Below are 21,588 nucleotides of genomic sequence, written 5' to 3'. Positions count from 1 at the left end.
AGCGGTGACGGTAGAGCTGGTCGCAATCTGCGTCCTCGCGGTGGTCGTTGCCGCCGAGGCGATTGCGCTGCGCGTGACGCGCACCCGGTTGCGGGCCGCGCGGCAGGAGATCGAGTCGTTGCGCGCACCAACGGAGCCGCGCACCAACCTGCTGCTGGCCGGCGGGCGGGCTGCGGTCAAGACGATGTGGCAGACCGCCAATCTCATCAACAAAGAGGGTTTCGGCGGCGCGATGTGGTCGTCGATCGAGGAGCTGGCCGGCTGGGCCGAGGTGGAACGGCCCGACCTGGCCAAGTTGGCGCCGACGGGTCGGGTCGCGATCGTGTTCTCGGACATCGAGGGGTCCACGGCTCTCAACGAGCGCATGGGCGACCGGGCCTGGGTGCGGCTGATCGATCACCACGACAAGTTGGTGAGCCGGTGCGTCAAGAAACAGGCCGGGTACGTCGTGAAGAGTCAGGGCGACGGTTTCATGATCGCCTTCGCCGAGCCCGAGCAGGCCGTGCGCTGCAGCATCGACATGCAACAGCAGTTGGCCAAGGCGCCGGGTGGCGTTCGGGTTCGCATCGGTATTCACACCGGAAAGTCGGTGCGCCGCGGTGATGACCTGTTCGGCCGCAACGTGGCCATGGCGGCCCGCGTCGCGAGCCAGGCCGACGGGGGCGAAATCCTGGTGAGCAAGGCCGTGCGGGATACCTTGTCCGCCTTGGGTTCCTGCGCCGATATCAGCTTCGACGCCGGCCGGGCCGCCGAGCTCAAGGGCTTCACCGGCGACCACCGGCTCTACGCGGTCGACTGGCCGTCAGAGTCGGCCACCCGCTGATGTAACCGCGCCCGAATATCCTCGGCGGTGTACGAGTTGCGCTTGCGCTGGTCACGAGCGACCAACACGCCACCGGCGACCACGCCCGCGACACCAGCCATGCCAACCCACTTCCATAAGCCACGCATGGGGCGATTATGGACGAGCGAAGCGACGGGGAATGTCTAAGCTGCCCAGATGACTGGTAACGCGGTGACTCTGGAGCGGGCGCTGGCCGAAACCCGGACCGGCGATATCTGGTTGTTCCGTGGCGCTTCCAAGCCTGACCGCGCGATCCAGACGCTCACCAACGCGCCGGTGAACCATGTCGGCATGACGGTCGCCATCGACGATCTGCCGCCGCTGATCTGGCACGCCGAACTCGGCGACAAACTCGAATGTCTATGGAGCGGCAGCCATCACCGCGGCGTGCAACTCAATGACCTGCGCGCAGCGGTCGAACGCTGGGTGTACGTCTACGGGCAGCGGTGCTGGCTGCGGCAACTGACGCCGTACGCCACCCGCGAGCAGGAAGACCTCGCGCTGAAAGTGGTGGCCCGCATGGACGGCACCGCATTCCCGACCACTGCACGGCTGACGGGTCGGTGGTTCCGCGGGCGGGCGCCGGTGGTCAGCGACTACACACGCGGAATTCCCGTGGTGCACCGCAGGGTTCGCGAAACTGCCGAGCGCGACAAGAAGCGCCGGCGCACGGCCGGGCTCGAGACCGCGTACTGCGCCGAGACCGTGGCCATCACCTATGAGGAAATGGGTCTGCTGGTCACCGAGAAGCGGGAGAACTATTTCGACCCGGGGTCGTTCTGGAGCGGCGATTCGCTGTCATTGACGCCGGGATATCGCCTGGGCGACGAGATCGAAGTACTCGCCTGACCTGCAGGTCCGGGAATCGGGCGAATAATTTCAATCGGCGTCAATGGAGTCCTGCCGCGATTAACATCGGTGGGCAAATTCCCGATTACGGGTAAGCCCTCAGGAGGCGTCATGCGAATGAAAAACGCGCTCATTGCATCGTGGATTGCCGCTGCCGCGATCGGCGGGGCGGTCAGCCTTGCCCCCATGGCCGGTGCCCAGCCGGACCCCGATGTGCCTTACGGCGGCGACGAATTCGAGGCTCCAGGGCAGGGCCCCAATCCAGGAGGCTTCGGTTTCCACGAGTCGAATCACGACGAGAAGGACACGTCCGCCGGCGCCACCGACGTGCCGTACTGAGCGATCGCCTGATTCGCGCTATTCGCGGCGGTAGCTGAGGTCGGCGTGCGTTCGCCGGCACATCCGGTCGATGATCCTGACCCGGCTGCGGTACATCACCCGGGTACGCGCGCGGCGCACGGGCGGAATGAAGTCCAGCGCCGACCACACCGTGGTGACTGCCATGGTGAGACCGACCAGCGGCACCATCGCCGGATTGATCTTCGGGAAGCCCAGGACATCGGAGACCTCGTTCCCCAGGGCGGCGCGTGCCACCACTGAGTGCGACTGCGGCAGCAGCCAGCGCGCGATCCGATGACTCGGCTTGTTGCCGGTAACACCGTAGATCTCGGGATAGGCGTCGATCAGTGCGGTGCCCAGTTCCGTGGAACCGGCGTCGGGGGCGATCACCTCGTCGAGGAACATCCACAGCAGCCTGCTGGTATCCGATTCGGTGGCCGGGATCAGGTTCGGATGCACCCCGACGATGTACGCGATGTAGCGCCAGAGGTGCACGACGGCCTCACGGTCCTTGCGGCGCAAGCGATTACCGGCCATGCCCGCGACGACCATCGGCACCAGGGTGAACGCGATGATGACCGAACTGAACACCTGCTGATGCACCGCAAAGCGGCCCTCATCCCAGTCCGCGCGCGATGGCATGCCGGACCGTAGGAACGCATGGGTCAGCCGAACCCGCACCGACGACTGGAAACCCGACTCACCGCGACGCAGCGCGCCCGGGGTGGTCACCGAGGACAGCCAGGACAGGGTCTCGACGGCGCGGGTGCCGGCCTTGTCCCGGGTATCGCCGGCACGCAGCAGCACCGCGTTGCCATCGGGCGTGGTGTACGTCAGCGCCAAACCGACGAGGAGGCTCGGGGCAAGGAGCGGACCCATCCGGCTGGTCACCTCGGCGCCGCGCTGCAGCTTTTCCGGGTCGACCCAATACGGCACTTCTTCGACCGCGGCGAAGAACTCGCGAAGTACCAGCGGCGCGTCCTCGACGGTGTCGATGCCGTGCGTCAGTGCCTGTTCGAACTGGCCGCGCAGTGCCTTGCCGCCCGGCCCCTTCATGGCCGCAACGACCGCGTCGGCCAACGGGTCTCCGGTCACGCCGTACTTCGCGAAGCCCGCGACCTGGGCCTGGGTGGGCCTCAGGTCCTCCGAGAGGATCTTCGGCAGCAGTCGCAGCAGGGCGGAGTTCGCCAGTTCGGGGCTCGGGACCCGCTCATAGAGCTCGGCCGTCGACCGAGCTTCGAGTGATGTCATGCATTTAATTTAGAGTGAGACTCTAAATTACGCAATGGTGACGGCTCGAGCCAGCAACCCACGGGCCTGGAGCAGGCATTCTTCGACTTCGGCGGGCGTCAACCGGACGTTGTCGGTACGCAATGCCAGCGCCGCCACGCCGTTCCAGGCCCCGAACAAGAAATACGACAACATCTTGCTGTCGACGGCCTGTACCTCGCCGCCGTCGACGGCAGCCTGAATTCGCTGCTCGAAAGCATTGCGCAGCAGATCAATTCGCGCGGATACCTCGCCATCGAGTGGATTACTCGGTCCGCCAAGGGCATTCACCGACAGATAGCGGGTCAGCGCCGGCCGGTCGATCAGCAACCGCATGTAGGCGACACCCGCCTCCAATACCTGTTCGAACGCGGTGCCCTCCGTGGCGTAGGCCGCCATCAATTCGGCCATCGAGGCGTCGAGCAGCCGCTGAATGACGGCCGATACCAAGGCATCTTTGGTACCGAAGTGGACATAGACCGACGCCGGTGAAATCCCGGCGACCTCGGCCACGTCTTCCATCCGGATCGCGTCCGTCGACCGATCCGCGAGCAGCTGCTCGGCCGCATCGAGCAACGCGGCCCTCGTCCGCATCCGGCGGCGTTCACCCCTGACTTGTGCGGGATTCTCCGCGGCGCTGCTCATGACCTGACCCTAACCTCAGCGGGACGGTCGTCGAGCCGGGCCGCGAGCCGCTATCTAGTTGGCCGACGGTGTTGGTGGGCATCGGTGACCACCAGCCGGTCAGCGGGCCCGGTGATGGTGATGCCACCTTTGTGGTGTAACCGAAGGTGATACGGGCACACCAATAGGGATCGACACCGACAGGCTGTCAGTAGTTCAGGAGCTCGATTCCAACAGCCGCTTCGGGTGCATACCGTCGACCTGCCCGATGAACGGCGGATGGATGCTGTAGCCGAGCATGCGGCGAATATCCTCCGACACCCGGCGGACGGTGTCCTTGGTCATGGACAACGTGAACGCCTCCTGCGGTCGCAGCCACGGCTCGCAGTATTGGGCGGTGACGGCCAGGCGCGGATTGGGTGTCCGGTTGGCGCCACCGCCGTGCCACAGCGTGCCCGGGAAGAACACGCACGAACCCGCTGACATCACAACGGGTTTGCGCTCGGCGGCGCCCGGCAGCTGATCGCCCCAGCGGTCACTGCCGGGCACCACGTCCGTAGCGCCGTTGTCGGCGGTGAAATCGTCGATGGCCCAGATGGTCGCCGCCCCCAACGCGGCTCGGGGCCGCGGCAGTGGATAGAAGCCGTCGTCGGTGTGCAGCATCTGCGCCTGCTCGCCCGGCAGGATGTTGATCACCTGGAGCATCGACAGCAGGTAGTTCGGCAGGAACATCCGGTCGAGCAGCGCCAGCACCCGCGGATGGTCGACGATGACGTCGCACGCCGCTGTTTTGTTCAGCACACTGTAGATGCGCTGCGTCGACCGTCCCTCAAATCCGTTGCGGCCGTGCAGATTCAGCAGCGGCGTGACGGCTTTCCGAATCTCGTCGAGCTGCGCCGGCGTGAGCAGGTCGGGCAGGACCACGTAACCGTCGCGCGCCATCGCAGCGAGGTCGGCGTCCACGATCGCGGGGTCAACGGTCGCGCCGCTGCTCTCGGTACGGCGGTATGTGCCGGCCAGGTCGCCGCTCAGATCCGCCAACGATGACACTTCAGTGCTCATTGCCCACTCCCGCCCGAAACATAACCGAGTTCTGTTATGTTTTGGACTATGGCACGTGCCCCGATCGGACGTCAACAACTTCTGACCGCCGCGCGCGACGAACTGGTGCGCGGCAACGGCGTGCTCGAACTGAGCGCACTGACGCGTCGGGCGCAGCTGAGTACCGGCGCCCTCTACCACCACTTCGGCTCCAAAAGTGGGCTTCTCGCAGCGGTGTACGACGACTTCTACCACGGGCTGCGCCACGCCATCGCCGATGCGCACCTGCCCGTCGACGCCGACTGGGGCGTCCGGGAACGCGAGCGCACCCGGCGTTTCGTCGCCTATCACTTCGACGACGACCTGGCGCCGATCCTGCTCGGCCGCGCGACACTGGACCCTGAACTCGCCGAACTCGAAGCCGTCCATCTCCAGACCATGAGCGAGTTCGCGGCCGAGAACATCCGCAGTGGACAGAAATCCGGCCAATTGCCCGACGATATCGATGCCGACAGCGCCGGCGCGTTCGTCATCGGCGGCCTGCGCCACAGCATCGCCCAACAACTTCGGGCCACCCCGCGAACCGATCCCGATCTGGCCGCCGAACGGCTCTGGCATCTGACGGCCGCGGCGCTGGGTATCGCCTGAGCGTTCCCCGCCGGGATCAGACCGTCCCGCGGGCAGCCCAGGCGGTTGCGGTGACCGTGAACGGACCGGCGCCCAATCGTTCGCGCGCAACGGCTTCCAGCGCGCTGCGCCCGTCATCGTCGAGACGCTGGACGTAGTCACCGGCTGGACCGACGCCGAACGTGTAGGGCTCCCACCATTCGGCGAAGGTCGGGTGCACCACGTCGACCACGATGGCGTCTTCACTCACATCGCGCAGGCCGGCCGCCTCGAACAGCTCGGTCAGGTGGCCCCGGTGCGCGCCTGAGAGCAACGCCTCGTCCTGCGCGTCAGGGTCGATCAGGTGGACGACATCCCAGAACGGTGCCAACGCACCGGCCGGCCCGTCCCACACGCACGCCGCGACGACGCCGCCGGGCCGCACCACCCGCGCCATCTGCCTGATGCCGGCGACGGGGTCCGTCATGAAATGCACCACCAGCTGCGCCAGCGCAGCATCGAAAGTACCTGCGTCGTAAGGCAATTCCTCTGCCGTACCGATACGTGCGTCGATTCCGGGAAACCGCTCACGGATCGCGTCGACGAACGGCGGCGACGGGTCGATTGCCGACACCTCGGCTCCTCGCGATCGGGCACAGGCCGTCAGCGCACCCGGACCGCAGCCGACGTCGAGGATTTTGCCACCGGCGGCTATCTCGGCGAAGGCACCGAAGACCGCCGCGAGCGGTTCGGCATAGCGGCCCATATAGCGACCGTACGCTTCCGGCGAGACGACGAAGCTCACTGGCAGATGCTAATCCGACAAACCGCGGGAATGTTGCCATATCGCCGTATTGCCGCGCCAGAGACGCAATATATGCGCAGGCCAGAGGCTAGATATGTTAACCCTGGCGAATACGAAATGTTTGCTATACGGTGTCTCCGGATAACGTTCGTCATCGAGGGTTGTTGCTGTCGGGGGGCGGCGCGGGGAGGTGCTGAGCCAGCGTGTTGGTTCGTTCGCTGATAGTGATGGGGATGGCATCGCTACTGGGTGTGTTGCTTGCGCTCTCGATACCGATCCATCTGAATTCCGTTGACCGGAGCGGCAATCCGATTCCTTGCGGCGACGGCATCCATCCACGGTATGACGTCGCGCGCGATCAGGACGCCGTCAACCTTGCCGAGCACGTCAACCGCGGACCCGCATTCGTCGCCAGCGATTACGCCGGCCAATGCGCTGCGGTGCACTCACGGCGCCGGTCGATCGCCATTCCGGTGGGTGCGGCCGGGATCATCATGACGCTGTCGGCCATCGGTCTGGCGCTGCGATCTGGCCTGTCAGGGCGCCGACGCACCACCCTCCCGCGGCATGCGTCGCCGGGCGCGATCGCCGACGCGCCACACCCTTCGCCGGGAGCGCCCGCGTCGGCGCGTACCGCCTTCGGCCGCTTATCCCGCATCCGGAATTGAGCCGCTCGGCGTCCTGTCGGACGCCTGCCGAAGCTCGGGGCAGTCGTTCGCGCCTCAGACCGCGAACTTGGCCCTTGCCTCGTCGCTGACCGGCGTGAACAGGTTGACCAGATTGCCATCGGGATCGCGGAACAACAGGGCGCGATTGCCCCACGGCATGGTGGTGGGTTCGGTGACGACCTCGTCCAGCCTGTCGCGCAGCCGTTCATATTCGGCGTCGACGTCGGCCACCATGAACTCGATGATGGCGCTTCGGTTGGCCGCCGGCTCAGCGGAACCCGCCCCGAAAAGAGCGACGGTCTTGTCACTGCCGATGGCCAAGGTGCCCACCGGCGTGGGGATTTCCGCGAACAGCTCATTGGCCCAGAGGGCGTCGGCGCCGGTCACCAATTCATAGAAGCCGACCAGACTCGGCACGTCGGCGGTGATGATGCGGGTGGAGACAAGCTTCATGTCGCGCAGGCTATCGGTGGGCACCGACAGATTCGCACCGGCGAATCAGAACGCGTTCACGAGCAGCACATAGGCAAGCGTGCCGGCTCCGACGCTGAGCAGGGTCCGCCGTCCGCCGAGCAGGTGGACGCCCACCGTGAGCGCCACGGCGAATGCTGCACACGCCAGGCGGCCGGCGTCGCCGGCGACCGAGCGCAGAGTGCTCGCCGCGAGGATCACCACGATGCCGACCGGCATCCAGGTCGCCATCGTGTTGACGAAGCGGGACTTTCGCAGCGGCTGGAGGATCGCGAACGGCACCGCCCGCAGGGCCAGATTGATGACGAAGACCGTCGCCAGGACGGCCGCAAGGTACTGCAGATCAACCATGACGCCACCGCGCCAGGAGGTAGCGCACCACGAGCATGCCGATGAACAACAGCAGCCCGACGAACAAGGCCGCGTGCGGCGCGACCACCACCGCGATCGAGAAGCTGAGAGCGGCGAGCAGGAGCGACGGCACACCATCGCGGGACCGGCACGCGTCGAGCGTCAGCGTGACGAACAATGCGCACAGCGCGAACTCCAGCCCTTCGATGCGCGTGGGCAGCAACGAGCCGAGCAGAACGCCCGTCAAACCGCCACCGACCCAATAGAACTGGAACGCGGCCTGCATCGAGACCAGGCGCCACGAGGTCCAGCCGCGCGGGTTGGCCGCCGTCACCGCATACGCCTCGTCGACGAGGGTGTACACCGAGTAGGCGCGGGCGAACCGGTTCCGCACCACGTGCAGCGGGAACGTGAACGCGTAGAACACGTGGCGGAAGTTCACCAGAAACGCGGTCAGTGCGATGGTCGCCAGCGGCGTGACCGCGACGATCATGCCGATCAGCAGCAGCTCCAACGAGCCGGCGAAGCATGCGATGGACAACGCCGGCGCGACCCACCAGGGCAGGCCCGCTTGGACAACCAGCAAGCCGAAGGCGACGCCGATCGGATACATGCCCAGTCCGGCGGCCAGCGATGCCCGCACCCCGGCCGCGACCTCGGACTTCCGAGATGTCGGCGCCAAAGTATCCATGACGACAATGATCCCAGGATTCATGCAGCATATGGTTGCCACTTAGTGCGCTACACGGCCTCAACAAGCAATAATTAGGCGTGGACAGACTTGATGCGGCAATAATTGAGGTCCTGCGCCAAGACGGCCGCATTGCGAACGTTGCCCTGGCCGAACGGGTCGGGCTCACACCGGGGCCGTGCCTGCGGCGGGTGCAGCGACTCGAGGCCGACGGCGTCATCGTCGGCTACCAGGCGCAGATCTCCCCCGCGGCCGCGAACCAGAGCTTCGAGGTCCTCCTGGACATCGAGATCACAGACTTCGACATGAAGAGCATCGAGTCGTTCGAAGACAAGATGGCCGCCTACCCTCAGGTCCTCGAACTCCATCGACTGTTCGGTTCGCCCGATTATCTCTGCCGCGTCGCCGTCGCGGACCTCGCTGCCTACGAGCAGTTCCTGACGAGCAAGGTGCTCTCCATCCCGGGCATCCACCGCGTCTCGTCGCGGTTCCCGATGAAGACCATCAAGTCGCTGCGACCGGTGTAGGAGCGCCTCGTCGAGCGTGGGTCATGACGCAGGATTCCGGCCGGTTTTCCACGGAAGCCCCCACGCTCGGCGTCGGTCGTCTAGAACTGGATACAGCCCACGATTGCGGGCGAGGCGGGAGTCGGCATTGTCCGTTCGCTGGTCAGGAATCACGATCGATTGCGCCGACCCGAGCCGGATGGCGACGTTCTGGGGTCAACTGCTCGGGATCGAGCAGACCACCGAGCACGGCGACAACCCGGGTTGGGCCACCGTCGGATCGAGCTCAGGCCCGACACCGCGACTCACCTTTCAACGCGTACCCGAGCCGAAGTCGGCGAAGGTTCGCATTCATCTCGACGTCGAGGTCGCCGATATCGATAACGGCCGCCGGCGAGTCGAAGACCTCGGCGGGCGGTGGTCAGGCACTCGTCACGACTACGAGGAGGGCATCGTCATGGTCATGCTCGATCCCGAAGGCCACGAGTTCTGCCTGGTTCAGTATTTCGAAAAGCCAAGTGCCAGTACCTAAGACGCAACTCGCGCGCAGTTGGGCGCCACAACGGCCCGGATGAGTTCGGCCACGGCCGGCGCGATGTCGGTGAGCGATTCCGGTTGGCTCCGGCCGAGATGCTGAACGACCAGTTCAATGGCGGCAGCGACGATCGCGTTGCACAGTTCCACAGACAGCGGGGGCAGCGTGGGTTCGGTGGCGGCGCGCAACCGCTGCAGCCCCGGTGCGACGACCGAGACAAATTCCGCGATGGCTTCGTTGCGCCGAGCGCGCACACGGGGGCCCGCGCCTGTGGCTTCCAAGAAGAACATGCGGACCGCGACGGGTGATGCGGCGATGAAGGACAACAGCCCGCGCACCGCGTCCGGCAGATCCTCGACGGCGAGCGTCGAGCGCTCCAGCTCGTCGTCGACCGAGCCGGCCCCTTTCATCATCAAGAGCTGCGTACACCGGTAGGTGTGCAGGAAGACCGCTTCCTTGCTGTCGTAGAGGTCGTAGACGGTGCGCCGAGAGACGCCGGCTCGGTCGGCAATCTGGGCGACGGTCGTATCGGCATAGCCCCGATCGCCGAACAGCTCGATCGCCGCCGCCAGAATGCGAGCCGTCTGGGACCGTCGCACGTCATCACGGCTGAGTTGATGACGGTGCCGCGGCAGTGGCTCAGCGCCCGCCCCGGACAGCAGCTCGAACGTCAGACGCGCCAGCTCGGCGTCATCGACGGCGGTGTCGGTGTCGGCGGCGGTCACAGTCGAAACACTACCGTCGCCATTAGAGACACATGATGTATTCTCTTTTTTTCAAACACATGTCGTGTCTCTATTGAGTCGCCGATCACCGTTCCGCAAGAAGGGCCCTACCGTGACCAACTTTGTCGACCAGCAGTTCCACTTCGACCTGCCGAGCGAGCGCGCCGACGATGGCCTATTGGGGCCCGATTCGGTGTCGTGGCGGGTGTGGTCGCATCCCGCGGTGATCCCCGGGGTGATGCGGTCGTTCATCCTGGACATGGTCGGCAGCACTCACGGCGCCGCGGCCCTCGAAGAACACAGCCGCTATCGCGAGGACCCACTCGGGCGGCTCAACCGAACCATGTACTACTTCTTGACCGCAGTGTTCGCCGACACCGCGACCGTCGCAGCCGCAAATCAGCGATTGGACCGGATGCATGCTCGCATCAACGGCATCGAGCCCATGAGCGGCCGGAAATACAGCGCGATGGATCCGTACCTGCGACTGGGCAACCACATGATGTCTTGGCACTCAGTGTTTTTCGCGTATCAAACCCTGACACCCGGCCTCAATGCCGAAGAGCAGAACCGCTTCTTCGCCGAAGCTGTCGTCGCATTCGAATCGTTCGGCATCGACCACGACGAAATCCGCGAATCTGCGCGCGAACACGGGATTCCCGCCGACGCCATCCCCGAGCAGGCACCCGCCACGCGCGACGAATACCGCAAGTTGTGGGCGGCATCGCGACACCTGATCTGCGTCAACGAGCAGACCCGCGGCGCCCTCGATGCGATCCTGCACCCGCGCGCGCTCGACGGTGACCCGATCAAAGCCGCACTCTTCCAAGCGTATCCACTCTTGGCACGGGTCGGTCTTGCGCTCATCCCCCGCCACATCCGGCACACCTGCGGCCTGCCGGCATCCGCGCGCGCGGACGCGATCGCCATCACCGCCGCCCGCGCCACCACTGGGCTCCTGCACAGCACCGGCACCTATCCGTCAATCTTGAAATTGTTGTCGCCCCAGGGATTTGAGATCCAGATCCAGGCCTTACGCGCCCAGGCAGCGTCGCCACGGGCGTGAGCCCTGTGAACGAAAATCGCGCCGATCGCGTGAGCAACCCTCACAGTCGCGGAGGGGCTCAGCGCGGCTGGTAGTGCAGATACAGCGTGCCGTTGTCGAAGACTTGCTGCTCCACGAGCCTCAAGTCGAGGCGCACATCGTCGGGCAGTGCCCGCAGGCCGCCGCCGACAACTTTCGGGACGACGAACAAGTGGAAGTCGTCGATCATGCCGGCGCGGATCGCGGCGGCCGCGGTGGTGGGCCCGAAGATCTCGACCGCACCCGGCGCGTCGTCGACGATGCGGCGCAATTCGGCCAGGGTGAGCTCGGGAACCAGCCGAGCCCGAATGGCCCCGAGGTCGGCACGCGTCAGCGTTGATGACACCACGACCTTGTCGATGCCGCGCCAGCCCCGGGCGAACTCCACCTCGTCCGCGGTGGAGTTCGCGTCTCCCGTGAAATCCTCCCAATACTGCATCAGCGCAAAGGTTTTCCGCCCGAGGACCTCGGTCGAAACACCCGCTAACCGCGCGAGGTGAACAGCGAATACCGCGTCGTCCGGCCCCGACCACTGGAAGTCGCCGTCGGCGTCAGCGACGTAGCCGTCGAGCGAAATCGTCGTGCTGTAGTACAGGGCCCCCATGCTGGGCAACCTACGCCCGACACAGCGTCAGTGCACGAGCTTGAGCCCGACAACGCCACCGATGATCATCACCAGGAACGCCGCCTTGAGCAGTGACGCCGGCTCATCCCCCGTCGCCATCGCGTAAACCACCGTGAGCACTGCGCCGATTCCCACCCAGACCGCATAGGCGGTCCCGACCGGAAGATCGCGCATGGCGTAGGCCAACCCGGCCATGCTCGCGACCAGCGCGACCGCGAACACGATGCTCGGCGACAGCCTGCTGAACCCTTCGGACTTGCCCATCGCGGTGGCCCACACCGCTTCGAGGACACCGGAAATGACGAGAATCACCCACGACATGACGTCTCTCCCGGGCCGTCTTGTCGCACACCGGGTACGGCACCCATCGTCCGGAAGCCTGCGTTAAGGCTCTGTTACGAAGTTCTCACAGGTGCGAGCGGGAGGCAATGTCAGGTCGGTCACCATCGGGATCTATCCAAGTCATGTGACGGAGGACCAACGCTGCGACATCGACGTATCAACGCGGAATCCCAGCCATGCGAGAACTCACTCCAGATAGAGCGATACCGCCCACGAAAGTTGATGGCTACTCGTAGCATTGGCGGACGATTGCGTCGAATAAATCTTGGGGGATGCATGGAGCGCAGCCAGCACCCACAGTCGTTGCCTCCACCTATGTGGTGCCTGGATCCCGCTGGAACCGACCGGCTCCGCTGGTGGGACGGGTCGAAGTGGACCGATCTGTACGCGCCAATTCCTGCGCCCACGCCCGCCGTACCGGCTGCGGTCGCTGTATTCGCCACGCAGGCCTCACCGTCAGTCGCTGACTCCACGCTCCACGCGACGACGAAGTCAGCAATTCCCCGGGCGAGCGCGAACGGCCGAAACTCATCCCCACTCGCCGATATCGTTTCAGCGGCGACGCTTGAGGAACCCCGCTATCCGCTCGAAGAACAGATTGAGGTTGTCGGGGAGACATACCGCGCCAAAGACATTCGCCGGGTATTCGCGGACGCAGGCATGCCGATCACCGAACGCGGTGTAACCCTCAAATCAGTCCGGTGCATCCTCGTCCCCGAGCCATGGAATGAGCACGACCCGAACGCGGTCGCTGTGATGATCGGGCAGAACCATGTTGGCTATCTCGCCGCCGAGCTTGCTGTGTCCTACACCGATGGCCTACAGCGCATCGCGCGACTCGGCTCTCTAACCACAGGCGAAGCGAGAATTTGGGCAAAGAGCGACGACGGGATTATCCGCGCTCGCGTCACAATCCTCATTCCGGAAGCCTCCGCATTTGACTAGGTGCCGGTGAGTTCACCCGGATACCGTCGGCACATGGCTGATGACGACGTACGGGCCGCGCTCGATCTGCACTGGGCGTCATCCGATGTGAACGACTTCGACACAGAACATCAGATCTACAGTTCTGACGCCGTCCTCGAATACCCACAGTCCGGTGAAAAACTCCTCGGCCGCAACAGAATTCAGGCTTCGCGCGAAGCTCAGCCGAACGCCAAGCACTTCACCGTGCGCCGCATTCTCGGCGGCGGCAACCTGTGGATCAGCGAACTCGTCATGACCTACGACGGACAACCTTCGTACATGGTGAGCATCATGGAGTTCGAGGACGGCAAGGTCATCCACGAGACGCAGTACTTCGGCGATCCGTTCACCCCCGGGCCGTCGCGCGCTCAGTGGGTCGAACCCATCGGCTGACCGCGACGTCACCGACCCGTTTGTAGCCTGGGTGCATGGGCGAGGTATTGGACGAGGGGCCGTTCTTCCATGGCACGAAAGCTGAACTGCGGGTGGGAGATCACCTCACCGCCGGATTTCGATCCAACTATCGGCCGGAAGTCGTGATGAACCACATCTACTTCACGGCATTGCGCGACGGCGCAGGCCTCGCGGCAGAACTCGCCGCCGGGGACGGCGCCCCGAGAGTCTATGAGGTGGAACCGACCGGAGAGTTCGAGAACGACCCCAACGTCACCGACAAGAAGTTCCCGGGCAACCCCACCCGGTCGTATCGCAGCACGGCGCCACTTCAGGTCGTCCGCGAGGTCACCGATTGGACGCGGCTGACGCCCGAAGCTCTGCAGATGTGGCGAGACCGGCTTGCCGCAATCCATGCCGACCAGCGTGGCGCGATCATCAACTGAGCCAGCGCCGGGGCACCTCGGGCCCCGTGAACGATCGCCAGCGCGCTAACCGCGGTTGGCGTTCGCCGCCTCGTGAATTAGTGCTTTGAACGCATCTGCGTCCAGCTCGTCGCCTTCGCTCAGATCAATGGCACGACGGACTGCCGCGTCGAGACTCGCGTTGAACAAATGATCCGGGTCCTTCAGCGACGCGCCTTTGGCGAACGTCGCCTTGACCTTGTCCTTGTACGTCTCCAGCGTGCAGATCAAGCCGTCCAGTGAAAACGTCGGCACGCCGTCAGGGTTGGAGGGCTTGCGCCACTTGGACTCTTCGACGACATCCGGTTCGGCTTGTTTGATCAATGACCGGAGTTCGTCGACTCGATCGCTACGCCAATCCCCACTCACAGCCGTCAATGTACTAGGCAAATCCGCCTGTCGAGGCCTACACGTTGAAGCGGAACTCCACCACGTCCCCGTCGACCATGACGTAGTCCTTGCCTTCCATCCGCACCTTGCCGGCGGCTTTGGCGGCAGCCATGGAGCCGGCCTCGACGAGGTCGTCGAAGGCCACGATCTCGGCCTTGATGAAGCCTTTTTCGAAGTCGGTGTGGATGACGCCGGCCGCCTTGGGCGCGGTGTCGCCCTGGTGGATGGTCCACGCCCGCGATTCCTTGGGGCCGGCAGTCAGGTAGGTCTGCAGCTTCAGCGTCCGAAAACCTGCGCGCGCCAACGCATCCAGGCCACGCTCGGTCTGGCCGATCGACTCCAGGAGCTCGGCGGCGGACTCGTCGTCGAGCTCGAGCAGCTCGGCCTCGATCTTGGCGTCCAGGAACACGGCCTCGGCTGGCGCGACCATCGCGGTCAGCTCGGCCTTGCGCGCCTCGTCGGTGAGCACCGACTCGTCGGCGTTGAAAACGTAGAGGAACGGCTTGACGGTCATCAGGTTCAGCTCGCGCAGCACCGACCAGTCCTTGCCGGTCGAGAACAGCGTGTTGCCCTCGTCGAACACGGCCTGGGCGGCCGCCACGGCTTCGACGACCGGCTTGCGGTCCTTGTTGGTCCGGGCTTCCTTCTCCAGCCGCGGCAGCGCCTTCTCCAGCGTCTGCATGTCGGCGAGGATCAGCTCGGTCTCGATGACCTCGATGTCGGACTTGGGGTCGACCCGGCCGTCGACGTGCACGACGTCGTCGTCGGCGAAGGCGCGCACCACCTGACAGATGGCGTCGGCCTCGCGGATGTTGGCCAGGAACTTGTTGCCCAGACCCGCGCCCTCGGACGCGCCCTTGACGATGCCCGCGATGTCCACGAACGTCACGGGCGCCGGGACGGTCTTCTCGGAACCGAAGATCTCGGCGAGCTTGTCGAGCCGCGGGTCCGGCAACGGCACCACGCCCTCATTGGGCTCGATCGTTGCGAACGGATAATTAGCCGCGAGCACGTCGTTACGTGTCAACGCGTTGAACAACGTTGACTTCCCGACGTTCGGCAGACCGACGATTCCCAGGTTCAGACCCACGAGTTCGTTAGTTTAGGAGACGCCACACCGTCCCAACGCCCGCCTGCAGGCACAGCGGCCCAGATTGCCGGTACGGTCTAGGAGTGTCAGCAGAGCATCATGGGCCCGAAGCCGCCCTCGATCGCCGCTCGGCGCTGCCCAGCATCCCGGGAATCCCCTGGTGGGGAGCCATTGTGCTGGCGGTCACAGCCACCGCGATCGGCTTCGCCTACGACGCCGGCACCGGTGACAAAGAACTCAGCGCTTTCTTCACTTTCTGCTATGTGGCCGGCTGTGTACTCGCTGTGCTCGCGGTGCGGCGGTCCGGGATTTTCACCGCGGTCATCCAGCCCCCGCTGATTCTTTTCGTCGCCGTGCCGGGCGCGTTCTTCACGTTCCACAGCGACAAGATCGCCGGCATCAAGGACCTGCTGATCAATTGCGGGTATCCACTGATCGAGCGTTTTCCGACGATGTTCTTCACCGCGGCGACGGTGCTGATCCTCGGCCTGATCCGCTGGTTCGTCCTTCCGCAGTTCCAGACTTTCGAGGATGACGACGACGAAGAGGCGGTCGCCGAGGCCAAGCCGCGTCGCTCCCGCCGCCAGGCCGGCGACGAAGACGCCGCGCCCGCCGGACTCGCCGCGACACTGTCGGCCAAGCTCACCAAGCTGACCACCGGCCAGACGCCCCGCAGCTCGCGCACCCGCGCGACCCCGTCGCGCCGTACCGCGGCCGAATCTCCCCGCCGCGGCTCCGCCGATCCGCAGCGCGCACCGCGTCCGGCTCGTGCCCGCGCGCAGGCCGGCGACACCGAACTGATCGAACCGGTGCCCGGCCAGATGCGGCGGCCACGGCCGGCCCGTCCGCGCCCGGCGGCCACCGACTCGTATGCCGTACCCGACGAGCCACGGCGTCGTCCGCGTTCGGCATCGGACCCGCGCGAATCGCGTCGTACGCCGCCACAGGAGCGCTACGACTACCGCGAGCCGCGGGAACGGGATCGGTACGAGCGCCCGACGCAGCGCCCGTCCGCGTCGGAGCCGCGCCGTCGTCGCTACGCCGACGAGGGATACGAAGCAGGCGACCGCTACCAGTCCCCCGCCCGTCCGTCCCGCAGCGCGCCGCCCAGCGGCGCCCATCACCCCGTCTCCCGGGTGCGGTACCGCGGTTCAGACGACGACGCGGCAGAGCCGCGCGCAGAGCGCCGGCCGCGTCAGCCCCACAACTGGGACTGACGCGCGCAGCGTCTGCGTTCGAAGGTCAGTGCCGGGCCGGACGAATCTCGCGCGGCAGCGCGAATACCAGCGTCTCGTTGGCGGTGGTGACCGGCTGGACGGTGTCGTAGCCGAACTCCGCGAGTCGCTCGAGGACGCCACGCACCAGAATCTCGGGCACCGAGGCGCCCGAGGTGACGCCAACCGTCGTGACGTCCTCCAACCAGGCCGGGTCGATGTCCTCGGCGTAGTCGACGAGCTTGGCCGCGTTCGAGCCGGCGCCCAGCGCCACCTCGACCAGACGAACCGAGTTCGACGAGTTACGTGAACCGACGACGATCACCAGCTCGCACTCCGGAGCCATCGCCTTGACCGCGACCTGGCGGTTCTGGGTGGCGTAGCAGATGTCGTCGCTGGGCGGGTCCTGCAGCGTCGGGAATTTCTCCCGCAGCCGCCGGACGGTCTCCATGGTCTCGTCGACGGACAGGGTGGTCTGGGACAGCCAGATGACCTTGTTCGGATCGCGGACGGTCACCTTGTCGACGGCGTCCGGGTTGTCGACGACCTGGACATGCTCCGGGGCCTCGCCGGCGGTGCCGACGACCTCTTCGTGGCCCTCGTGACCGACCAGCAGGATGTCGTAGTCGTCGCGGGCGAAGCGCTTGGCCTCGTTGTGCACCTTGGTGACCAGCGGGCAGGTGGCGTCGATGGTCCGCAGATTGCGCGCGGCGGCTTCCTCGTGCACCGTCGGCGCCACGCCGTGGGCGGAGAACACCACGATGGCGCCCTCGGGCACCTCTTCGGTCTGCTCGACGAACACCGCACCGGCCTTGGCCAGGGTGTCCACCACGTAGCGGTTGTGCACGATCTCGTGCCGCACGTAAACCGGGGCGCCATGCTTCTCCAGCGCCCGCTCGACGGTCTCGACGGCGCGGTCGACGCCGGCGCAGTAACCGCGTGGCTCGGCGAGCAGCACGCGCTTACCGCTCTTGCTCATGGCGGCTCCGGCGACCGAAACGGTGGCGCCGGGAATGCCCATATTGATCGTCGGTGGCATACCCCGAGGGTACTGCTCACGGGTGCGTATCACCGCTTCGCCGCAGCCAGCCGTACTCTGGCAAGCATGTCTACTGCGCCCTACGGAGTCCGGCTGCTGGTCGGCGCGGCTGCGACCGCGCTCGAGGAGACCATTCGGCTCCCCCAAACCATCCTGACCTACCCGATGACTCTGGCCAGTCAGCTCGCCCAGCTGGTCATGAAGATGCAGCAGGACCTGGCCGAGCTGGTCAACAAGGGCGACGAGACCCTTGAGCAGTGGTTCCCGCCGAAAGACGAGCAGCCCGAGTGGGCCACATTCGACGAGGATCTGCTGGACGCCGCCCCGACGGACGCGGCCGCCACCACGGAGGCGCGTGACGGCACCCGCCTGACAGAGGGTCGCTTCGCGCTGTACAGCACCGGCGCCGCCGAGGCGCCGAAGTCGGCGACGAACGGTTCGGCCACCAACGGAGCCGGCGGCGCGGCGCCGCGGATCAAGCCCGCGATCGTCACCGACCTCGACTACGCCGAACTGACCCTGGCCCAGCTGCGGGCGCGGCTGCCCCAGCTCAAGGTCGACGACCTCGAGGCGCTGCTGGCCTACGAGAACAACACGAAGTCCCGCGCGCCGTTCCAGACGCTGCTGGCCAACAGGATCACCCGCGCGACCGCGAAGTGATGCGGTGACAGCTGCCGAGATCCCGAACTCGGCCGAGAACCCGTGGCCGGTCCGGGCCGTGTCCACCCGCGTGGCCAAGTACATCGACCGGCTCGGCACCATCTGGATCGAGGGCCAGCTCACCGAGCTGAAGTTGCGCCAGTCGACGGCCTGGATGGTGCTGCGCGACCCGGCCGCCGACATGTCACTGTCGGTCAGCTGCCCCCGCGCCCTGGTCGACGACGCCCCGGTCGCCCTGTCCGAGGGCACCCAGGTGATCATGCTGGGCAAGCCGCAGTTCTACACCCGCAACGGCTCATTCTCGTTGCGCATCAGCCAGATTCGCGCGGTCGGCATCGGTGAGCTGCTGGCCCGGATCGACCGGCTGCGCCGCCTACTGGACGCCGAGGGCCTGTTCGATCCCCGCTTGAAGCGCCCGATTCCGTTCCTGCCCAACACGATTGGCCTCATCACCGGCCGGGCGTCGGCGGCCGAGCACGACGTCGTCTCCGTCGCCCAAAGCCGTTGGCCCGCAGTTCACTTCGATGTCCGCAACACGGCCGTCCAAGGCACCAACGCGGTGCCGCAGATCGTCGAGGCCCTGCGCGCACTGGACGCCGAACCGCACGTCGACGTCATCGTCATCGCGCGCGGCGGCGGCAGTGTCGAGGACCTGCTGCCGTTCTCCGACGAGACCCTGTGCCGCGAGATCGCCGCCTGCACCACGCCCGTCGTCAGCGCCGTCGGGCACGAGCCGGACAACCCGCTGTGCGACCTGGTCGCCGACCTGCGGGCCGCCACCCCGACCGACGCCGCCAAACGGGTCGTCCCCGACTCTGCCGCCGAGCAGGCGCTGGTGACCGACCTTCGTCGGCGCAGTGCCCAGGCCCTGCGCAACTGGGTGCACCGCGAAGAGCGCTTCATCGGCCAACTGCGCGGGCGCCCCGTCCTGGCCCAGCCTTTGCAGGCGCTGGATGCCCACGCCGAGGGGATCACCCGGGCGGTGACGGCCGCGCGCCGTGACATCCGGCGGCTGATCGCCACCGAAACCGACCATGTGGGCCACCTGTCGGCGCGGTTGGCCACCCTCGGGCCGGCCGCGACGCTGGCCCGCGGGTACGCCGTGGTGCAGAACCTGTCGGCGGCCGGTGCGGTCCTGCGGTCGGCGCAGGACGCCCCGGCGGGAACGAGACTCCGAATCCGGGTGGCCGACGGCGCCGTCACGACCGTGAGCGAAGGAATATATGACGAACATTAGTCAGCTCGGCTACGAAGCTGCCCGCGACGAACTGATCGAGGTCGTCCGCAAACTGGAAGCGGGCGGACTTGATCTCGACACCTCGCTCCAGCTCTGGGAAAGGGGCGAACAACTGGCAAAACGGTGCGAAGAGCACCTGGCCGGCGCCCGCAAGAAAGTCGAGGACGCGCTCGCCTCGGGCGCCGACGACGAAAATTGATCAGCGCGGTCATTCTTCCCGCACCCTGTTAACTGAAACACGTTTCAGTTATGCTCCTGCACCATGCGTGATGCTTCCCTGACCACAGACCTCGGCCGTGTGCTGGTAACCGGCGGGTCTGGCTTCGTCGGTGCCAACCTGGTGACCGAACTGCTCGACCGCGGCCACCGCGTCCGGTCCTTCGACCGGGCACCGTCCCCGCTGCCGGCCAACCCGAACCTGGAGACGCAGGTCGGCGACATCACCAATCCCGACGATGTCGCGGCAGCCGTCAAGGACATCGACACGATCATCCACACCGCGGCGATCATCGACCTCATGGGCGGCGCGTCCGTCACCGACGAGTACCGCAACCGCAGCTTCGGCGTGAACGTCGGCGGCACCGAGAACCTGGTGAAGCTGGGCCGGGCCGCGGGCGTCAAGCGGTTCGTCTACACCGCTTCGAACAGCGTGGTGATGGGTGGACAGGACATCCGGAACGGCGACGAGACCATGCCGTACACCACGCGTTTCAACGACCTCTACACCGAGACCAAGGTCGCTGCCGAGAAGTTCGTGCTGTCGCAGAACGGTGTCGACGGCATGCTCACCTGTTCCATTCGGCCCAGCGGCATCTGGGGCCGGGGCGACCAGACCATGTTCCGCAAGGTGTTCGAGAACATCCTCGCCGGGCACGTCAAGGTGCTGGTGGGCAACAAGAACATCAAGCTGGACAACTCCTACGTGCACAACCTGATTCACGGTTTCATCCTGGCCGGCGAGCATTTGGTGCCGGGCGGCACCTCACCCGGGCAGGCGTACTTCATCAACGATGGCGAACCGCTCAACATGTTCGAGTTCGCCCGTCCGGTGATCACCGCGTGCGACCGCAAGCTGCCCGCGTTCTACGTGTCCGGCAAGCTGGTGCACCGCGTGATGATGGCGTGGCAGTGGCTGCACTTCAGGTTCGCCCTGCCCGAGCCGCTGATCGAGCCGCTGGCCGTGGAACGGCTCTACCTGAACAACTACTTCTCGATCGCCAAGGCCAAGCGCGACCTGGGCTACGAGCCTCTGTTCAACACCGAGCAGGCCATGAAGGAATGCATGCCGTACTACGTCGACCTGTTCCACCAGATGGCAGCGGCGGACGCCGCGAAGTAGCCGCGGGGCCCGTGTGCCTCTACCGATTTCAGCGGTAGAGGTGCACCGGGTGCTGCGTTGATTTCTCGATGTTCGCCGATGCCGCCATCAGCAGGTCGGTGCCCAGCGCGATGAGCGCGCGGGCCGCCGCGATCTCCTCACCGACGAGCGGCGCACTCGGGTCTTTGGGATTGCGGTAGGCATCCCCAGTCGTGGTGAGGGTGTCGTCACGCAGCCGGGCGTGGGCGGAGGCGTGGGTGTGGACATCGTCTTCGAAGAACTCGATCTCGACGTGCCACTTGTTGGTCAGATCCTTGTCGTACATGTCGATCACCTTCCACATCTAGGATGCGCCGCCATGGGCAGGTAATCCAGAGCCTGGACGCGAGGGATATCAAACTGGACGAGGCCGGCAGCGCTGTAGCGCTCCGGCCTCTCGTTT

The 21,588-nt window shown here is 65.8% G+C and carries 31 protein-coding genes, 1 pseudogene and 1 riboswitch; of the genes and pseudogenes, 16 read left to right on the top strand and 16 right to left on the bottom strand.

Features of this window, described 5'->3' with window-relative positions:
* Positions 1-4: 4 nt before the first annotated feature.
* Complete coding sequence (locus tag ACWW1C_RS05360; RefSeq protein WP_455982483.1) at positions 5-823, top strand: adenylate/guanylate cyclase domain-containing protein; 819 nt, start codon at positions 5-7, stop codon at positions 821-823.
* On the opposite strand, the gene ACWW1C_RS05355 is transcribed toward ACWW1C_RS05360, so the two are convergent.
* Positions 784-924 carry a hypothetical protein gene (locus ACWW1C_RS05355; protein ID WP_455984510.1) on the bottom strand — a complete coding sequence of 47 codons (141 nt, stop codon included), beginning with the start codon at positions 922-924 and terminating at the stop codon, positions 784-786. The two genes, ACWW1C_RS05360 and ACWW1C_RS05355, sit on opposite strands and share 40 nt — an antisense overlap.
* A gap of 76 nt (positions 925-1,000) precedes the next feature.
* Here ACWW1C_RS05355 and ACWW1C_RS05350 point away from each other — a divergent pair, with 76 nt between their 5' ends.
* Positions 1,001-1,693 carry a guanylate cyclase gene (locus ACWW1C_RS05350; RefSeq protein ID WP_455982482.1) on the top strand — a complete coding sequence of 231 codons (693 nt, stop codon included), beginning with the start codon at positions 1,001-1,003 and terminating at the stop codon, positions 1,691-1,693.
* 111 nt (positions 1,694-1,804) lie between these two features.
* A complete protein-coding gene (locus ACWW1C_RS05345; RefSeq protein ID WP_455982481.1) occupies positions 1,805-2,032 on the top strand; it encodes a hypothetical protein in 228 nt (75 codons plus the stop codon).
* 18 nt (positions 2,033-2,050) lie between these two features.
* On the opposite strand, the gene ACWW1C_RS05340 is transcribed toward ACWW1C_RS05345, so the two are convergent.
* The 4 genes and pseudogenes from ACWW1C_RS05340 to ACWW1C_RS05325 all read right to left on the bottom strand — a co-directional run bounded on the left by ACWW1C_RS05340 (position 2,051) and on the right by ACWW1C_RS05325 (position 4,987).
* Positions 2,051-3,283: an oxygenase MpaB family protein gene (locus ACWW1C_RS05340; protein ID WP_455982480.1), complete on the bottom strand. Its 1,233-nt coding sequence runs from the start codon at positions 3,281-3,283 to the stop codon at positions 2,051-2,053.
* Between the two features lie 27 nt (positions 3,284-3,310).
* Positions 3,311-3,946, bottom strand: coding sequence for a TetR/AcrR family transcriptional regulator (locus ACWW1C_RS05335; protein WP_455982479.1), 636 nt, complete (start codon positions 3,944-3,946; stop codon positions 3,311-3,313).
* A 77-nt stretch (positions 3,947-4,023) separates the two neighbouring features.
* Positions 4,024-4,113 (bottom strand): annotated as a pseudogene (locus ACWW1C_RS05330) (hypothetical protein); the annotation flags it as partial.
* 28 nt (positions 4,114-4,141) lie between these two features.
* Positions 4,142-4,987, bottom strand: a complete 846-nt coding sequence (locus ACWW1C_RS05325) for a phytanoyl-CoA dioxygenase family protein (RefSeq protein ID WP_455982478.1) — start codon at positions 4,985-4,987, stop codon at positions 4,142-4,144.
* A 48-nt stretch (positions 4,988-5,035) separates the two neighbouring features.
* Here ACWW1C_RS05325 and ACWW1C_RS05320 point away from each other — a divergent pair, with 48 nt between their 5' ends.
* Complete coding sequence (locus ACWW1C_RS05320) at positions 5,036-5,614, top strand: TetR/AcrR family transcriptional regulator (protein ID WP_455982477.1); 579 nt, start codon at positions 5,036-5,038, stop codon at positions 5,612-5,614.
* 16 nt (positions 5,615-5,630) lie between these two features.
* Here ACWW1C_RS05320 and ACWW1C_RS05315 read toward each other — a convergent pair whose 3' ends face one another.
* A complete protein-coding gene (locus tag ACWW1C_RS05315; protein ID WP_455982476.1) occupies positions 5,631-6,377 on the bottom strand; it encodes a class I SAM-dependent methyltransferase in 747 nt (248 codons plus the stop codon).
* A 233-nt stretch (positions 6,378-6,610) separates the two neighbouring features.
* Here ACWW1C_RS05315 and ACWW1C_RS05310 point away from each other — a divergent pair, with 233 nt between their 5' ends.
* Positions 6,611-7,045 carry a hypothetical protein gene (locus tag ACWW1C_RS05310; RefSeq protein WP_455982475.1) on the top strand — a complete coding sequence of 145 codons (435 nt, stop codon included), beginning with the start codon at positions 6,611-6,613 and terminating at the stop codon, positions 7,043-7,045.
* Between the two features lie 54 nt (positions 7,046-7,099).
* Here ACWW1C_RS05310 and ACWW1C_RS05305 read toward each other — a convergent pair whose 3' ends face one another.
* From ACWW1C_RS05305 to ACWW1C_RS05295, 3 genes are read right to left on the bottom strand one after another with little or no spacing between them, the layout of a single operon-like run.
* Positions 7,100-7,498, bottom strand: coding sequence for a VOC family protein (locus ACWW1C_RS05305; protein ID WP_455982474.1), 399 nt, complete (start codon positions 7,496-7,498; stop codon positions 7,100-7,102).
* Positions 7,499-7,543: 45 nt separating this feature from the next.
* On the bottom strand, positions 7,544-7,867 hold the full coding sequence (locus ACWW1C_RS05300) for a branched-chain amino acid transporter permease (protein WP_455982473.1): 324 nt from the start codon (positions 7,865-7,867) through the stop codon (positions 7,544-7,546).
* Positions 7,860-8,558: an AzlC family ABC transporter permease gene (locus ACWW1C_RS05295; protein ID WP_455982472.1), complete on the bottom strand. Its 699-nt coding sequence runs from the start codon at positions 8,556-8,558 to the stop codon at positions 7,860-7,862. Before ACWW1C_RS05295 ends, ACWW1C_RS05300 begins: the two co-directional genes overlap by 8 nt.
* 80 nt (positions 8,559-8,638) lie before the next feature.
* Here ACWW1C_RS05295 and ACWW1C_RS05290 point away from each other — a divergent pair, with 80 nt between their 5' ends.
* Complete coding sequence (locus tag ACWW1C_RS05290; protein WP_455982471.1) at positions 8,639-9,085, top strand: Lrp/AsnC family transcriptional regulator; 447 nt, start codon at positions 8,639-8,641, stop codon at positions 9,083-9,085.
* A 127-nt stretch (positions 9,086-9,212) separates the two neighbouring features.
* Complete coding sequence (locus ACWW1C_RS05285; protein ID WP_455982470.1) at positions 9,213-9,596, top strand: VOC family protein; 384 nt, start codon at positions 9,213-9,215, stop codon at positions 9,594-9,596.
* Here ACWW1C_RS05285 and ACWW1C_RS05280 read toward each other — a convergent pair.
* The gene (locus tag ACWW1C_RS05280; protein ID WP_455982469.1) at positions 9,593-10,324 is read right to left on the bottom strand and encodes a TetR/AcrR family transcriptional regulator; all 732 of its coding nucleotides are present in this window, start codon (positions 10,322-10,324) and stop codon (positions 9,593-9,595) included. The genes ACWW1C_RS05285 and ACWW1C_RS05280 overlap by 4 nt on opposite strands.
* 112 nt (positions 10,325-10,436) lie before the next feature.
* On the opposite strand from ACWW1C_RS05280, the gene ACWW1C_RS05275 reads away from it, so the two are divergent.
* The gene (locus ACWW1C_RS05275; RefSeq protein ID WP_455982468.1) at positions 10,437-11,390 is read left to right on the top strand and encodes an oxygenase MpaB family protein; all 954 of its coding nucleotides are present in this window, start codon (positions 10,437-10,439) and stop codon (positions 11,388-11,390) included.
* Positions 11,391-11,448: 58 nt separating this feature from the next.
* Here the strand turns inward: ACWW1C_RS05275 and ACWW1C_RS05270 are convergent, their stop codons facing one another.
* Positions 11,449-12,012, bottom strand: coding sequence for a dihydrofolate reductase family protein (locus tag ACWW1C_RS05270; RefSeq protein ID WP_455982467.1), 564 nt, complete (start codon positions 12,010-12,012; stop codon positions 11,449-11,451).
* 27 nt (positions 12,013-12,039) lie between these two features.
* Entirely contained in the window at positions 12,040-12,354 is a 315-nt protein-coding gene (locus tag ACWW1C_RS05265) for a DMT family transporter (protein ID WP_455982466.1), read from the bottom strand.
* Positions 12,355-12,363: 9 nt separating this feature from the next.
* A riboswitch (guanidine-III (ykkC-III) riboswitch) is annotated at positions 12,364-12,429 on the bottom strand.
* Between the two features lie 222 nt (positions 12,430-12,651).
* Here ACWW1C_RS05265 and ACWW1C_RS05260 point away from each other — a divergent pair.
* From ACWW1C_RS05260 to arr, 3 genes are read left to right on the top strand one after another with little or no spacing between them, the layout of a single operon-like run.
* Complete coding sequence (locus tag ACWW1C_RS05260; protein ID WP_455982465.1) at positions 12,652-13,320, top strand: DUF2510 domain-containing protein; 669 nt, start codon at positions 12,652-12,654, stop codon at positions 13,318-13,320.
* 33 nt (positions 13,321-13,353) lie between these two features.
* Positions 13,354-13,734 carry a nuclear transport factor 2 family protein gene (locus ACWW1C_RS05255; protein WP_455982464.1) on the top strand — a complete coding sequence of 127 codons (381 nt, stop codon included), beginning with the start codon at positions 13,354-13,356 and terminating at the stop codon, positions 13,732-13,734.
* A 35-nt stretch (positions 13,735-13,769) separates the two neighbouring features.
* Positions 13,770-14,180, top strand: a complete 411-nt coding sequence (gene arr / locus ACWW1C_RS05250; protein WP_455982463.1) for an NAD(+)--rifampin ADP-ribosyltransferase — start codon at positions 13,770-13,772, stop codon at positions 14,178-14,180.
* A gap of 45 nt (positions 14,181-14,225) precedes the next feature.
* Here the strand turns inward: arr and ACWW1C_RS05245 are convergent, their stop codons facing one another.
* Together ACWW1C_RS05245 and ychF are read right to left on the bottom strand one after the other, a co-directional pair.
* Positions 14,226-14,567: a DUF1801 domain-containing protein gene (locus ACWW1C_RS05245; RefSeq protein WP_455982462.1), complete on the bottom strand. Its 342-nt coding sequence runs from the start codon at positions 14,565-14,567 to the stop codon at positions 14,226-14,228.
* Positions 14,568-14,604: 37 nt separating this feature from the next.
* Positions 14,605-15,678: a redox-regulated ATPase YchF gene (gene ychF / locus ACWW1C_RS05240; protein ID WP_455982461.1), complete on the bottom strand. Its 1,074-nt coding sequence runs from the start codon at positions 15,676-15,678 to the stop codon at positions 14,605-14,607.
* 83 nt (positions 15,679-15,761) lie between these two features.
* Here ychF and ACWW1C_RS05235 point away from each other — a divergent pair, with 83 nt between their 5' ends.
* Positions 15,762-16,895 (top strand): DUF6542 domain-containing protein, encoded by a 1,134-nt coding sequence (locus ACWW1C_RS05235; protein ID WP_455982460.1) that lies wholly within the window; start codon positions 15,762-15,764, stop codon positions 16,893-16,895.
* Positions 16,896-16,920: 25 nt separating this feature from the next.
* Here ACWW1C_RS05235 and ACWW1C_RS05230 read toward each other — a convergent pair whose 3' ends face one another.
* Positions 16,921-17,931 carry a 4-hydroxy-3-methylbut-2-enyl diphosphate reductase gene (locus tag ACWW1C_RS05230; protein WP_455982459.1) on the bottom strand — a complete coding sequence of 337 codons (1,011 nt, stop codon included), beginning with the start codon at positions 17,929-17,931 and terminating at the stop codon, positions 16,921-16,923.
* Positions 17,932-17,997: 66 nt separating this feature from the next.
* Between ACWW1C_RS05230 and ACWW1C_RS05225 the strand changes: the two genes are divergently transcribed.
* The 4 genes from ACWW1C_RS05225 (at position 17,998) to ACWW1C_RS05210 (ending at position 21,167) form a co-directional block, all read left to right on the top strand.
* Complete coding sequence (locus ACWW1C_RS05225; RefSeq protein WP_455982458.1) at positions 17,998-18,591, top strand: lipid droplet-associated protein; 594 nt, start codon at positions 17,998-18,000, stop codon at positions 18,589-18,591.
* Between the two features lie 4 nt (positions 18,592-18,595).
* A complete protein-coding gene (gene xseA, locus ACWW1C_RS05220) occupies positions 18,596-19,828 on the top strand; it encodes an exodeoxyribonuclease VII large subunit (RefSeq protein WP_455982457.1) in 1,233 nt (410 codons plus the stop codon).
* Positions 19,815-20,027 carry an exodeoxyribonuclease VII small subunit gene (locus tag ACWW1C_RS05215; protein ID WP_061003281.1) on the top strand — a complete coding sequence of 71 codons (213 nt, stop codon included), beginning with the start codon at positions 19,815-19,817 and terminating at the stop codon, positions 20,025-20,027. The genes xseA and ACWW1C_RS05215 overlap by 14 nt, the downstream gene beginning before the upstream one ends.
* A 63-nt stretch (positions 20,028-20,090) precedes the next feature.
* Positions 20,091-21,167, top strand: a complete 1,077-nt coding sequence (locus tag ACWW1C_RS05210; protein WP_455982456.1) for a 3-beta-hydroxysteroid dehydrogenase — start codon at positions 20,091-20,093, stop codon at positions 21,165-21,167.
* 28 nt (positions 21,168-21,195) lie between these two features.
* On the opposite strand, the gene ACWW1C_RS05205 is transcribed toward ACWW1C_RS05210, so the two are convergent.
* Positions 21,196-21,471, bottom strand: a complete 276-nt coding sequence (locus ACWW1C_RS05205; RefSeq protein WP_029104721.1) for a dsRBD fold-containing protein — start codon at positions 21,469-21,471, stop codon at positions 21,196-21,198.
* Positions 21,472-21,588: the final 117 nt, after the last annotated feature.

It is taken from the genome of Mycobacterium sp. HM-7, from assembly GCF_053852335.1.
The sequence above is the reverse complement of the archived record's forward strand: the minus strand, read 5'-3'. Positions and strand labels throughout refer to the sequence as shown.

Bases quoted from the DNA above. Each gene is read 5' to 3' on its own strand.
- ACWW1C_RS05355 (WP_455984510.1), bottom strand. From the start codon at position 924: ATGGCTGGTGTCGCGGGCGTGGTCGCCGGTGGCGTGTTGGTCGCTCGT.
- ACWW1C_RS05350 (WP_455982482.1), top strand. From the start codon at position 1,001: ATGACTGGTAACGCGGTGACTCTGGAGCGGGCGCTGGCCGAAACCCGG.
- ACWW1C_RS05345 (WP_455982481.1), top strand. From the start codon at position 1,805: ATGCGAATGAAAAACGCGCTCATTGCATCGTGGATTGCCGCTGCCGCG.
- ACWW1C_RS05340 (WP_455982480.1), bottom strand. From the start codon at position 3,283: ATGACATCACTCGAAGCTCGGTCGACGGCCGAGCTCTATGAGCGGGTC.
- ACWW1C_RS05335 (WP_455982479.1), bottom strand. From the start codon at position 3,946: ATGAGCAGCGCCGCGGAGAATCCCGCACAAGTCAGGGGTGAACGCCGC.
- ACWW1C_RS05325 (WP_455982478.1), bottom strand. From the start codon at position 4,987: ATGAGCACTGAAGTGTCATCGTTGGCGGATCTGAGCGGCGACCTGGCC.
- ACWW1C_RS05320 (WP_455982477.1), top strand. From the start codon at position 5,036: ATGGCACGTGCCCCGATCGGACGTCAACAACTTCTGACCGCCGCGCGC.
- ACWW1C_RS05310 (WP_455982475.1), top strand. From the start codon at position 6,611: ATGGCATCGCTACTGGGTGTGTTGCTTGCGCTCTCGATACCGATCCAT.
- ACWW1C_RS05305 (WP_455982474.1), bottom strand. From the start codon at position 7,498: ATGAAGCTTGTCTCCACCCGCATCATCACCGCCGACGTGCCGAGTCTG.
- ACWW1C_RS05300 (WP_455982473.1), bottom strand. From the start codon at position 7,867: ATGGTTGATCTGCAGTACCTTGCGGCCGTCCTGGCGACGGTCTTCGTC.
- ACWW1C_RS05295 (WP_455982472.1), bottom strand. From the start codon at position 8,558: ATGGATACTTTGGCGCCGACATCTCGGAAGTCCGAGGTCGCGGCCGGG.
- ACWW1C_RS05270 (WP_455982467.1), bottom strand. From the start codon at position 12,012: ATGGGGGCCCTGTACTACAGCACGACGATTTCGCTCGACGGCTACGTC.
- ACWW1C_RS05265 (WP_455982466.1), bottom strand. From the start codon at position 12,354: ATGTCGTGGGTGATTCTCGTCATTTCCGGTGTCCTCGAAGCGGTGTGG.
- ACWW1C_RS05260 (WP_455982465.1), top strand. From the start codon at position 12,652: ATGGAGCGCAGCCAGCACCCACAGTCGTTGCCTCCACCTATGTGGTGC.
- ACWW1C_RS05255 (WP_455982464.1), top strand. From the start codon at position 13,354: ATGGCTGATGACGACGTACGGGCCGCGCTCGATCTGCACTGGGCGTCA.
- arr (WP_455982463.1), top strand. From the start codon at position 13,770: ATGGGCGAGGTATTGGACGAGGGGCCGTTCTTCCATGGCACGAAAGCT.
- ACWW1C_RS05230 (WP_455982459.1), bottom strand. From the start codon at position 17,931: ATGCCACCGACGATCAATATGGGCATTCCCGGCGCCACCGTTTCGGTC.
- ACWW1C_RS05225 (WP_455982458.1), top strand. From the start codon at position 17,998: ATGTCTACTGCGCCCTACGGAGTCCGGCTGCTGGTCGGCGCGGCTGCG.
- ACWW1C_RS05215 (WP_061003281.1), top strand. From the start codon at position 19,815: ATGACGAACATTAGTCAGCTCGGCTACGAAGCTGCCCGCGACGAACTG.
- ACWW1C_RS05210 (WP_455982456.1), top strand. From the start codon at position 20,091: ATGCGTGATGCTTCCCTGACCACAGACCTCGGCCGTGTGCTGGTAACC.
- ACWW1C_RS05205 (WP_029104721.1), bottom strand. From the start codon at position 21,471: ATGTACGACAAGGATCTGACCAACAAGTGGCACGTCGAGATCGAGTTC.